Annotated in this window: 11 protein-coding genes and 1 riboswitch; of the genes, 8 read left to right on the top strand and 3 right to left on the bottom strand. The window is 35.7% G+C overall.

Annotated features, from left to right (window positions below; genetic code table 11):
- From lsgC to C3V42_RS00535, 5 genes are read left to right on the top strand one after another with little or no spacing between them, the layout of a single operon-like run.
- Window positions 1–1,062, top strand: coding sequence for a lipooligosaccharide biosynthesis family 4 glycosyltransferase LsgC (gene lsgC / locus C3V42_RS00555; protein WP_106013281.1), 1,062 nt, complete (start codon window positions 1–3; stop codon window positions 1,060–1,062).
- An 11-nt stretch (window positions 1,063–1,073) separates the two neighbouring features.
- On the top strand, window positions 1,074–1,847 hold the full coding sequence (lsgD, locus tag C3V42_RS00550; RefSeq protein WP_106013280.1) for a lipooligosaccharide biosynthesis galactosyltransferase LsgD: 774 nt from the start codon (window positions 1,074–1,076) through the stop codon (window positions 1,845–1,847).
- 11 nt (window positions 1,848–1,858) lie between these two features.
- Window positions 1,859–2,740, top strand: a complete 882-nt coding sequence (gene lsgE / locus C3V42_RS00545; RefSeq protein ID WP_106013279.1) for a lipooligosaccharide biosynthesis N-acetyl-glucosamine transferase LsgE — start codon at window positions 1,859–1,861, stop codon at window positions 2,738–2,740.
- A 9-nt stretch (window positions 2,741–2,749) separates the two neighbouring features.
- Window positions 2,750–3,553, top strand: a complete 804-nt coding sequence (lsgF, locus tag C3V42_RS00540) for a lipooligosaccharide biosynthesis galactosyltransferase LsgF (RefSeq protein ID WP_164994200.1) — start codon at window positions 2,750–2,752, stop codon at window positions 3,551–3,553.
- 8 nt (window positions 3,554–3,561) lie between these two features.
- Window positions 3,562–4,656: a lytic murein transglycosylase gene (locus tag C3V42_RS00535; protein WP_106013278.1), complete on the top strand. Its 1,095-nt coding sequence runs from the start codon at window positions 3,562–3,564 to the stop codon at window positions 4,654–4,656.
- Window positions 4,657–4,696: 40 nt separating this feature from the next.
- Here the strand turns inward: C3V42_RS00535 and aroA are convergent, their stop codons facing one another.
- The 3 genes from aroA to C3V42_RS00520 are packed head-to-tail and all read right to left on the bottom strand — an operon-like array spanning window position 4,697 to window position 7,305.
- Window positions 4,697–5,995, bottom strand: a complete 1,299-nt coding sequence (gene aroA, locus C3V42_RS00530; protein WP_106013277.1) for a 3-phosphoshikimate 1-carboxyvinyltransferase — start codon at window positions 5,993–5,995, stop codon at window positions 4,697–4,699.
- The gene (gene purU / locus C3V42_RS00525) at window positions 5,995–6,870 is read right to left on the bottom strand and encodes a formyltetrahydrofolate deformylase (RefSeq protein WP_106013276.1); all 876 of its coding nucleotides are present in this window, start codon (window positions 6,868–6,870) and stop codon (window positions 5,995–5,997) included. The genes aroA and purU overlap by 1 nt, the downstream gene beginning before the upstream one ends.
- Before the next feature lie 30 nt (window positions 6,871–6,900).
- Complete coding sequence (locus C3V42_RS00520; protein WP_048952598.1) at window positions 6,901–7,305, bottom strand: H-NS family nucleoid-associated regulatory protein; 405 nt, start codon at window positions 7,303–7,305, stop codon at window positions 6,901–6,903.
- A gap of 224 nt (window positions 7,306–7,529) precedes the next feature.
- A riboswitch (Lysine riboswitch) is annotated at window positions 7,530–7,706 on the top strand.
- A 57-nt stretch (window positions 7,707–7,763) separates the two neighbouring features.
- On the opposite strand from C3V42_RS00520, the gene C3V42_RS00510 reads away from it, so the two are divergent.
- The 3 genes from C3V42_RS00510 to ilvN all read left to right on the top strand — a co-directional run bounded on the left by C3V42_RS00510 (window position 7,764) and on the right by ilvN (window position 11,764).
- Window positions 7,764–9,284, top strand: a complete 1,521-nt coding sequence (locus C3V42_RS00510; protein ID WP_129587483.1) for a Na+/H+ antiporter NhaC family protein — start codon at window positions 7,764–7,766, stop codon at window positions 9,282–9,284.
- 267 nt (window positions 9,285–9,551) lie between these two features.
- Complete coding sequence (locus tag C3V42_RS00505) at window positions 9,552–11,273, top strand: acetolactate synthase 3 large subunit (protein WP_106013274.1); 1,722 nt, start codon at window positions 9,552–9,554, stop codon at window positions 11,271–11,273.
- On the top strand, window positions 11,273–11,764 hold the full coding sequence (gene ilvN, locus C3V42_RS00500) for an acetolactate synthase small subunit (protein ID WP_048952595.1): 492 nt from the start codon (window positions 11,273–11,275) through the stop codon (window positions 11,762–11,764). Before C3V42_RS00505 ends, ilvN begins: the two co-directional genes overlap by 1 nt.
- Window positions 11,765–11,768: the final 4 nt, after the last annotated feature.

Raw genomic sequence — 11,768 nt, 5'->3', positions numbered from 1 at the left:
ATGAAAAAAATTGGTTTCTTTATTATGAATATCGAAAGTGCGGGTGGAACGGAGCGCGTTTCTATTAATGTTGCCAATGCTCTCGCTAAACAGGGATATGATGTTTCTTTTATTAGCATTGGCGGTAATAAGCCTTTTTTCCAAGTCGATGAAAAAATTAATATTTACGCAATGAATAAATTGCCCTATTCATTGAAAAAAGATTATTTTTCTATCACAAAAAAATTAAGAGAATTGGTTAAAGAATTGCAGCTGGATACTTTAGTTGTGGTTGATGGTGCGATAATGCTCTTTTCTGCTTTGGCGTTGGTCAATGTAAATGTAAAGCATATTTTATGGGAGCATTATTCTTTTAACTTTAGTGGCAATCGTCTAGTTCGCACTCTAGGTAAATATTTAGCTGCAACAAGATGTGATAAAGTCGTCACATTAACCAAGTCAGAAAAAACGCTGTGGCAAGAAAAATTTAAAACGAACAATATAATCAGTATAGCTAACCCAAATACGCTTTTGCCAAAGAATAAATTAGCAAAATGGGAAAATAAAACTATTTTATCTGTAGGGCATTTATTTTCTTATAAAGGTTTTGATTATTTATTAAAAGCCTGGCACGTTTTGACAAAAAATCACCCAGATTGGAATTTAAAAATAGTGGGGTCGGGTGAGGAAGAAGAGAATTTAAAAAATCTTGCTAAAGCATTGGATATTGAAGATTCAGTTAATTTTATTCCTCGTACCAATGATGTTGCTTTTTATTATGAAAGCAGCTCAATTTATTGTTTACCTTCACAAACAGAAGGCTTGCCTTTAGTCGTTATTGAAGCAATGGCATTTGGCTTACCTATTGTTGCCTTTAATTGTTCTCCTGGCGTCAAGCAATTAGTGGAACATAAAGAAAATGGTTTTCTTTGTGAAAAAAATAATGTTGAAGAAATGGTTAATAGTTTAGATTTATTAATGAATAATCCTGAACTTTATCAGCAGATGTCAGACAAATCTTGTTTAATGAGTGAAAATTATGGCATTGAGAAAATTATTGAAGAATGGAAAGCGATTTTATAAGGAATAATTTTATGTTAAAAAAATATTTGATCTCTTTAGATAAAGATATTCAGCGTCGGGAATTATTCTTTTCTCAAAAAAATACTGAGGATTTCCAAGTATTTTCTGCCATTAATACCATGCAAAAAGATTGGGATGAGTTATCCTCTATTTTTAATATTGAACAATTTAAAGCACATTATGGTCGTAATGTCACTAAGGGCGAAATCGGCTGTACATTAAGCCATCTTTCTGTGTACCAAAAAATTGTTGAAGACAATGACATCGCTGAAGATAGCTATGCGTTAGTTTGTGAAGATGACGCTTTATTCCACCAAGATTTTCAGAAAAATTTAATCGCACTTTTAGCAGAAAAACTTGAGTCTGAAATTGTATTGGTTGGACAATCAAAGATTAATGATTTCAATGATGCCGATTTAGAAATTAATTACCCGACAACTTTTTCTTTTTTATGCAAAAAAACAGGCAATGTAAATTACGCTTTCCCTTATAAAAGTTATTTTGCTGGAACTGTGGGCTATCTTATTAAAAAATCTGCTGCAAGAAGATTTATCCAGAAAATTTCTCAAAACAAACCATTTTGGTTAGCAGATGATTTTTTACTCTTTGAACAGGATTTTAATATAAGAAATAAAGTGGTTCGCCCTCTCATGGTAATTGAAAATCCTGTATTGATAAGCAATTTAGAAAGTATCCGTGGATCTTTATCCAATAATTTGTTTAAAAAATTAATGAAATATCCATTAAAAAAAATCTTTGCGATTAAGAAAAATTTGGCTAATTAAAGGAAGGAATTATGTTAAGCATTATTGTGCCTTCTTATAATCGAAAAGCAGAAGTGCCAACTTTATTAGAAAGTTTAACTCAACAAACATCGACTCATTTTGAAGTGATTATTGTGGATGATTGCTCAAAAGAAAAAGTCGTCGTTGAGCAACGCTATTCTTTTCCAGTTACAGTGATTCGTAATGAAACGAATCAAGGTGCAGCAGAAAGTCGTAATATTGGTGTGCGTGCATCAAAGGGAGATTGGTTGCTTTTTCTCGATGATGATGATCGTTTTATGCCGGAAAAATGTGAAAAAGTACTACAAGTGATTGAGCAAAATCCGGACGTTAATTTTATTTATCATCCAGCTAAGTGTGAAATGGTCAATGAAGGGTTTACTTATGTGACTCAACCGATTGAACCCCAAGAAATCTCGACAGAACGTATTTTGTTAGCCAATAAGATTGGTGGTATGCCAATGGTTGCGATTAAAAAAGAGATGTTTTTAAAAATAGGCGGATTATCGACCGCACTTCGTTCTTTGGAAGACTATGATTTTTTGTTAAAACTGCTACAAGAGCCGAGTTTTAAACCTTATAAAATTAATGAGCCACTGACTTATTGTACTTTCCATACTAAACGTTCAAGTGTGTCTACGGATACTACCAACACGCAAAAAGCGATTGATTATATTCGTGAGCATTATGTGAAAACGGTAGAGCAAGCTCGTAATTTTGATATTAACGCGAGCTATATTTTGGCTTATCCCCATATCATGAATTTATCGCGTAAAGCAGCGAAATATTATTTTGATATTTTTAAGAAAACAAAAAGCATTAAGCAATTCATTATTACTTTGGTTATTTTAATTTCGCCAAAATTAGCCATTAATTTAAAACGGTTTATGTAGGAAAATAAAATGAAATTTTCAGTCCTTATGTCCTTATATATTAAGGAAAATCCTCAATTCTTGCGGGGGTGCTTTGAAAGTCTTGTGGCACAAACTCGTCAAGCCGATGAAATTGTATTGGTTTTTGATGGCGCAGTAACGCCAGAATTAGAATCTGTTGTGACGGAGTTTGAAACAAAATTGCCATTAAAATTAGTTAAATTGCCGCAAAATCGAGGATTAGGCAAAGCCTTAAACGAAGGTTTATTGCATTGTGATTATGACTGGGTTTTCCGTATGGATACCGATGATATTTGCGTGCCTGATCGTTTTGAAAAACAGGTGGCGTTTATTGAACAACATCCTGAAATCATTATCTTTGGCGGACAAATTGCTGAATTTGGTGAAAATATAAATGATATTGTGGCATATCGTAATGTACCAACGTCTGCTCAAGAAATTATCAAATTCACGCAAAAACGTTGTCCGTTTAATCACATGACGGTGGCATATCAAAAAAGTGCGGTCATTAATTGTGGTGGATATGAAGATCTTCAAGAAGATTATTATTTGTGGATCAAACTTGTCGCACAAGGTTTATATGTGGCGAATTTGCCAGATATTTTAGTTTATGCGCGAGTAGGAAATGGCATGGTGAGTCGTCGCCGTGGTGTCAATCAAGCCAAGGCAGAATGGCGTTTGTTCAAATTAAAATATCGTTTGGGAATTCAGGGGTTGTTATCTGGATTATTTACTTTTGCATTGCGCTTTGGTTCTCGTTTATTGCCAACCTCGTTATTGAAAAACCTTTATCAAATTTTTTTACGTAAATAGGAAATACGATGAAATTAAATATGTTATTTAAAATTTCTGCATTATCCACCGCAGTTTTTTTAGTTGGCTGTTCTAGTTCGTCTGATATTAAGCCAGTGGTCAATAGTACCAGTTATACTAAGCAAAGAACGCCAGAAAATTTTAATGATTATGTTCAATTTTTAAAAGGTAAAGCCGCCTCTGAAGGCGTGTCATTATCGGTATTAAATGCTCAAAATAATATTCTCTATATGCAAAAGGCAGTAGATTTAGATCGTGAACAAGCTGGTAAAATTCGTAAAAGAGATCCGAATTCACCTCCAGTGGCTAATCCTAATGGAACGAGCAATTATCTCAATAGAGTGCTAACGCAAAATAAAGTGAATGTCGCGGGTGAGCGTTATTCGGAAGTGCAAGCCCCATTGCAAAAAGCAAGCCAAAAATATGGTGTTCAGCAGGAATATTTGCTTGCGTTATGGGGAATGGAAAGTAGTTTCGGGCATTATCAAGGCAAATATGATGTACTTTCTGCAGTGGCAACGTTGGCTTTTGAAGGTCGGAGAGAAAAATTATTTACGAAAGAATTTATCTCAGCCATGAAAATGCTTGAAAAAGATCATATTCAACGTGAATGTATGTTAGGTTCATGGGCGGGCGCGATGGGACAAACTCAGTTTATGCCAAGCACTTTCTTACGTTATGCGGCTGATGGAAATAATGATGGCGTAAAAGATATTTGGAAAAACCAGTTTGATACTTTTGCTTCTATTGCAAATTATTTGCATACAGTAGGCTGGGATAATAGTTTGCCCTGGGGCGTAGAGGTGATGCTCACGCAACCTATTGATTTGAGTTATTCTGGTACAGAAAGCAATAAAGCTCGCTCTTTAAAAGATTGGCAAGCGATGGGGCTAATATTAAAAAGCGCCAATCCACAGGAGCAAGCCAAGTTAAGTACACTTGAAAATGCTGAGCTTTGGTTAGTTCGCCCTGATCGTGAAGCAGGCAGAGCATTTTTAGTTTCGAATAATTTCCGTACTATTTTAGATTGGAATAAATCTAATTATTTTGCATTGAGCATCGGCATGTTTGCTGAACGGATTAAAGATAATGTAGGATTATAATGTACGAAAAGTGCGGTCATATTTTTGACCGCACTTTAAGTTATTTTCTTATACAAATTTTCTCAAATTCATAGAAGAATTTCGGAAATGTTTTGCTTGTACACTTAGGATCAAGTATTGAGACTGATGTATTTGAAAGTGCAATTAACGAAAAGCACATTGCCATGCGGTGATCGTTATAAGTCTCAATATCAGCATGTTTAAACTGATTGAATGCAAGCGGTTGAATACGAATAAAATCTTCACCTTCTTCGACTTCTGCACCAATTTTACGTAGCTCAGTTGCCATTGCTGTTAATCGATCAGTTTCTTTTACGCGCCAGTTATAAATATTTCTAATGACGGTTTCGCTGTTGGCAAAAAGAGCAGTGGTTGCTATCGTCATTGCAGCATCAGGAATATGGTTCATATCCATATCAATACCGTGTAATTCATTATGTTCGGCTTGAATAAAATCCTCTCCCCAAGTGATTTTTGCACCCATTTTTTCTAATACATCAGCAAATAAACGATCGCCTTGAATTGAGTTTTTGCCAATTCCTGTTACTTTTACTTTTCCTTTAATAGCGCCAGCTGCGAGAAAGTAAGAGGCTGATGAGGCATCACCTTCTACTAAATATTTACCAGGTGAAATATAGGACTGATTGCATTTTACGTAGAACTTTTGATAATCATGATTTTCAACATGAACACCAAAATCTTTCATCATTGAAAGGGTGATGTCAATATAAGGTTTAGAGACTAATTCACCGATAATTTCAATTTCTGTATCATTTTCTGCAAGTGGAGCAGACATTAAAAGTGCGGTCAAAAATTGGGATGAAATAGAACCATCGATTTTGAGTTTTCCCCCTTTTATCCCACTGTTACGAATTGCGAGCGGAGGATAACCTTCATTTTCTAAGTAGCGAATCTCTGCACCCGCTTGGTGTAATGCATCTACTAAATGTAGAATTGGCCGTTCTTTCATACGAGGTTCACCTGTTAAGATGATTTCCCCCGTTTTTTGCCCCTTTAAACAAAGCGCGGCTGTTAAGGGACGCATTGCGGTTCCTGCATTGCCAAGGAAAAGAGAAAGTCCATCTTGAATATTAAACGAACCTCCTAAGCCTTCAATTTCGTAAATTGTTTTATCATCAGAAAGCTGATATTTCACGCCCAAGGAGCTGAATGCATTAAGCATATGGCGAATATCATCGCTATCTAATAAATTGACTACTTTTGTTGTGCCTTTAGCTAAGGCAGCCAAAAGTAATGCTCGGTTTGATAAACTTTTAGAACCTGGTAAATTAATTGTTCCTTCAACCGCACTTATTGGAGAAAGGGTGATTTTTTCCATTACAGCACCACCGTTTTATTTTTATAAACAAAAATTTTATCGTGTAAAGCAAGATCAAGTGCGCGACTTAATACTGTTTTTTCTACATCACGACCAGCACGCATCATCGCTTCTGCGCTATAAGTATGATCCACATTAATGACATTTTGCATAATGATTGGACCTTGATCCAATTCATTATTAATGAAATGTGCTGTTGCGCCAATAATTTTTACACCTCGTTCATAGGCTTGTTGATAAGGTTTTGCGCCAATGAAAGCAGGTAAAAATGAATGGTGGATATTAATCACTCGATTTGGATAACGAGCAACAAATTCGGGATTTAGTACACGCATATATTTAGCGAGAACAATATAATCTGGCGTATATTCATCAATTTTTTCAGCTAATAATTTGTCGTGCTCAATACGAGTTAAGCCTTCATGACTAACTAAATGAAATGGAATATTGAAGCGCTCAACGAGTTCGCGTAAATTATCATGGTTGCCAATTACGGCTGCAATTTCTACATCAAGCGCACCATAATAATTTTTCATCAAAATATCGCCGAGACAGTGAGCTTCCTTTGTGACCAAAATAACAATTCGTTTACGTTGTGTGCCAATTAATCGACAATGTGTTCCTTCGGGTAAGCTATATTTTAGGTCTTCTAATAAAGTAGCTTCGTTAGAAATACCTTCCAATTCTGTGCGCATAAAGAAATGTTTAGTTTCAAAATCTACAAATTCATTATTATGCAGAATATTTAGTTGATGTTTGTAACAAATGTTAGTTATTTTAGCTATTAGACCTTTATCATCGGGACAATCGGTGAGTAATATTTTTTTTCGATCATAATGTTGTGTGCTACGTTTAGATAAAAAAATAGAACCCATAAAAATGGGTTCTAGTTTCAAATAGAAAAATTAAATTTCGAAATCAGATAATGATTTACCTGAATTTAATGCATTTTGAATTGGGCGAGGTGTTCGGCCTTGGCCAGTCCATGTTTTACGCTCGCCATTTTCATCAATAAAGGCATATTTTGCAGGGCGGGGTGCACGTTTAACTCTAGGAGCAACAGATGACACATTAAAAATAGCTTGGAATTCTTCAGCCGTTATACCATCTTGTTCCATTAATTCTTTATATTTTGCAATACGCTCTTTGCGTTCTGCTTCAGACTTAATCAATTCCTCTTCAGCAATACGTTTTTCTTCAATTACAGTTTGTAGTTTTTCAAGCGCGCTTTCTGCTTGTTCTAAAGTGAGTTCACGTACAGCAACACGCAAACTGCGTAGATTCATTAATCCTTTTGTTAATTCATTCATTATAAACCTCATAGTAAAAATCAATGTTTGTTAATTTAAAATTGGCACTATTAATAATAGAGAAAGTTAAAAAATTTGTAAATACTGAATTTATATAAATATATTAAAATTAAATTATGTTAATATTTTGTTTTAAAATTAAGGTGTATTTATCTAAATTTATTATAAAAATAATATTATTTTTGTTGGCAATGCAAGATTTTTAAGGTAATCTTGTTAGACACTACAAAAGTAGAGGTGCAATTATTATAAGTATTTTTTCTGAGTGGATAACGATGAAGAAAAAAGAAAGGAATGATTGCCGAAATTAGTTGAAAGTCATTTCAGCTAGTTGGTGGCGTACTTGAAAGGGGCGTCACTGTCATAGTTTTTTTGATTAACTATGGAGCGCTACGGTTGTTCTGGTCTTATTCTGTCCTTTGCTTTCCGTTCTCTCCATTAATTGTAGGTATCTCTTAATGGAACTTATCGATTTTTCATCCTCAGTTTGGTCAATCATCCCAGCTTTACTGGCGATTGTCTTGGCGATTGCAACTCGTCGTGTATTAGTGTCTCTCAGTGCAGGGATTATTGTTGGTGCGTTAATGTTAGGTGGCTGGAATATTGGCCCCTCTTTCAGTTATCTATCAAGCAACGTGATTTCACTTGTTTATGCTGATGGTGCAATTAACTCTAATATGAACATTGTCTTGTTCTTATTATTGCTTGGTGTTTTAACCGCACTTTTAACTGTATCAGGTAGTAATCGTGCGTTTGCTGAATGGGCACAAAGCCGTATTAAAGGTCGTCGTGGTGCTAAATTATTAGCTGCATCATTAGTTTTTGTTACTTTTATTGACGATTATTTCCACAGTCTTGCTGTAGGCGCAATTGCTCGTCCTGTGACAGATCGTTTTAAAGTTTCTCGTGCTAAGCTTGCTTATATTTTGGATTCAACGGCAGCACCTATGTGTGTAATGATGCCTGTTTCAAGTTGGGGCGCATACATTATTACTTTAGTAGGCGGTTTATTAGCGACTTATTCCATCACTGAGTACACACCAATTGGCGCATTCGTGGCAATGAGTTCAATGAACTTCTATGCAATTTTCTCAATTATTATGGTGTTCTTTGTAGCATATTTTTCTTTCGATATTGCTTCAATGGCACGCCATGAAAAATTAGCTTTGGAAAATTCTGAAGATGAATTAGAAGAAGAAACGGGTGCAAAAGGTCACGTACGTAATCTCGTATTACCTATCTTAGTTTTAATTTTTTCAACGGTTACAATGATGATTTACACTGGTGCATCAGCATTAGCAGCGGATGGTAAAGAATTTAGCATTTTAGGTGCATTTGAAAATACGGTTGTTGGAACTTCTTTAGTTGTGGGTGGTACTTGCTCAATTCTAGTTTCTACTTTATTAATTATTATTGATCGTCAAGTAAGTGTTCCAGAATATGCACGTTCTTGGATCGTAGGTATTAAATCAATGTCTGGTGCAATTGCGATTTTATTCTTTGCGTGGACAATTAATAAAGTCGTTGGGGATATGCAAACTGGTAAATATTTATCTTCTCTTGTTTCTGGTAATATCCCAATGCAATTCTTACCTGTAATTTTATTTATTCTTGGTTCTGCAATGGCATTCTCAACCGGTACTAGCTGGGGAACATTTGGTATTATGTTACCAATTGCAGCAGCTATGGCTGCAAATGCTGCGCCAGAATTATTACTCCCTTGTTTATCAGCGGTAATGGCGGGGGCCGTATGTGGTGACCATTGCTCGCCAGTATCGGATACAACGATTTTATCTTCAACTGGCGCAAAATGTAATCATATGGATCATGTGACTACCCAGCTTCCTTATGCCGCGACAGTTGCAGCCGCCACGGCCATCGGTTACATCGTGGTAGGTTTCACTTATTCAGGTTTAGCTGGTTTTGTTGCGACAGCGGTTTCATTATTTTTAATCGTATTTGCAGTGAAAAAACGTTAAAAATGTGATCTAGTTCAAAAAAACGAATAAAAAATTAAATTTTGCTTAATTTATAAAATGCGACATATAGTCGCATTTTTTTTATTTAAAATTATTATTTTTTTATAATAAGCTGAATTTTTGTCATTGTTTGATTTTTTATTCTGTTTAAATGCTGTTTTTAGCTGTCATGTACACTAGACAAAAACTTTTTGCTTAGTATGATGTAAATCATTGATACAAAGCATGAGCACTTTTAAAAAGTGCGGTTCGTTTTAGGAGTAAAAGATGAAGAAGTTATCTGGCGCAGAGATGGTAGTTCAGTCTTTACGCGATGAAGGCGTAGAGTATTTATTTGGTTATCCAGGTGGGGCAGTATTAGACATTTATGATGCAATCCATACACTAGGTGGTATTGAACATATTTTAGTTCGCCATGAACAAGCGGCTGTTCACATGGCGGATGGCTATGCACGTTCAACAGGTAAAGTTGGATGTGTGCTAGTGACTTCAGGACCTGGAGCAACAAATGCAATCACTGGCATTTTAACGGCTTATACAGACTCTGTACCGATGGTGATTATTTCAGGGCAAGTAATGAGTAGTTTAATTGGCCGAGATGCATTCCAAGAATGTGATATGGTGGGGATTTCTCGCCCGGTTGTAAAACATAGTTTTATTGTGAAAAAAGCAGAAGATATTCCGGAGATACTAAAAAAAGCTTTTTATATCGCGTCAACCGGTCGCCCAGGCCCTGTTGTTGTAGATATTCCAAAGGATACAGTAAATCCTAATTTTAAATATCCGTATGAATATCCAAAATCTGTCGAGTTACGCTCTTATAATCCCACAGTAAATGGACATAAAGGCCAAATTAAAAAAGCATTAAAAGCACTTTTAGTGGCGAAAAAACCTGTGCTTTTCGTGGGGGGCGGGGCAATTTCAGCGGAGTGTAGTGAAGAATTAACAATTTTAGCACATCGTTTAAATTTACCTGTAACAGCCTCTCTAATGGGATTAGGCGCGTATCCAAGCACAGATAAACAATTCCTAGGAATGTTAGGGATGCACGGTACTTTCGAAGCCAATACGGCAATGCACGAAAGTGATCTTATTTTAGGGATTGGTGTTCGTTTTGATGATCGTACAACAAATAACTTAGAAAAATATTGCCCAAATGCTAAAGTGATTCATATTGATATTGATCCAACCTCCATTTCTAAAAATGTTCCAGCGGCGATTCCAATTGTCGGAAATGCGAAAAATGTATTGGAAGAATTTTTGAGTTTATTGAATGAAGAGGGATTAAAATCTCAAACAGATCTTGAAAGTTGGTGGCAAGAAATCAACCAATGGAAAGCAAAAAAATGTTTGGAATTTGACCGCTCTTCTGGCGTGATTAAACCGCAACAAGTCATGGAAGCAGTATATCGTCTTACTAAAGGACAGGCGTATGTGGCTTCTGATGTAGGGCAACATCAAATGTTTGCAGCGTTACATTATCCATTTGATGAGCCTCGTCATTGGATTAACTCTGGTGGCGCTGGTACCATGGGATTTGGTTTGCCCGCTGCATTAGGCGTGAAATTGGCTCATCCGGAAGCAACGGTTGTTTGTGTTACTGGCGATGGAAGTATTCAAATGAATATTCAAGAGCTTTCTACTGCAACTCAGTATGGCATCCCTGTTGTTATTATTTGTTTGAACAATCATTTCTTAGGAATGGTAAAACAATGGCAAGATTTGATTTATTCTGGCCGCCACTCTCAAACCTATATGAATTCTTTGCCTGATTTTGTGAAATTGGCTGAATCTTATGGTCATGTCGGTATAAAAATTGCGACACCAGATGAACTTGAAAGTAAATTGCAAGAAGTATTCAGTATTAAAAATAAATTAGTATTTGTAGATATTAATGTAGATGAATCTGAGCATGTGTATCCAATGCAAATTCGTGGTGGCGCAATGAATGAAATGATTTTAAGTAAACCTCAAGAGGAGACAAACTAATGCGTAGAATTTTATCTGTTTTACTCGAAAATGAGTCTGGTGCTTTATCGCGTGTTGTTGGTTTATTCTCCCAACGTGCATTTAATATTGAAAGTTTGACAGTTGCACCAACGGACGATCCTACATTGTCTCGTATGACGATAGAAGCTGTGGGAGATGAGCAGGTTTTAGAGCAAATCGAAAAGCAACTTCATAAATTAGTTGATGTATTTAAAGTGATTAATTTGAGTGAGCAAGAGCATGTAGAGCGTGAAATAGTTTTGGTTAAAGTAAGAGCGGTCGGTTCATCTCGTGATGAGATCAAACGTTTAGCGGATATTTTTCGTGGACAGATTGTAGATGTGACGCCAAAATCTTATACCGTTCAACTTAGCGGTACGAAAGATAAAATTGATGCTTTTATTAATGCATTAAAAGAGGAAGCAACATTGCTTGAAATAGTTCGTTCAGGATTAATTAGTTTATCTCGTGGTGAAAAGAATATCTTATAGTAGT

Source organism: Haemophilus sp. oral taxon 036 (assembly GCF_002998595.1).
In the GTDB taxonomy this organism is placed as follows: domain Bacteria; phylum Pseudomonadota; class Gammaproteobacteria; order Enterobacterales; family Pasteurellaceae; genus Haemophilus; species Haemophilus haemolyticus_K.
Note: the sequence above shows the minus strand (reverse complement) of the source record. Positions and strands in the feature narration are given on the sequence as shown.